A 228-nucleotide genomic window follows, 5' to 3' on the forward strand; every position below is an offset into this window, starting at 1 on the left:
GCGTTGGCGGCCCAATCGTGCGCGGTTTCCACAAAGCGGCGGGCCACGGCGCGCTGCGCGTCCCATTGCGCGCGGCGGGCGAACAGCGCCACCATGGCCTGGGCCAGCGCGGCCGGATCGTCGGGCGCAAACAGCGTGCCGGTCTGCCCGTCAGCGATCAGTTCGCGATGCCCACCCACGTTGCTCGCCGCCACCAGCTTGCCCTGGGCCATCGCCTCCAGCGGCTTC

General features: G+C 72.8%; 1 protein-coding gene. It reads right to left on the reverse strand.

From position 1 onward, the window contains the following. Window positions 1-228 (reverse strand): glycosyltransferase (locus H926_RS29450; protein ID WP_043610758.1); only part of this gene is annotated, 228 nt, incomplete at both ends.

Origin of the sequence: Novosphingobium sp. B-7, from assembly GCF_000410615.1 — a bacterium.
In the GTDB taxonomy this organism is placed as follows: Bacteria; Pseudomonadota; Alphaproteobacteria; order Sphingomonadales; family Sphingomonadaceae; genus Novosphingobium; species Novosphingobium capsulatum.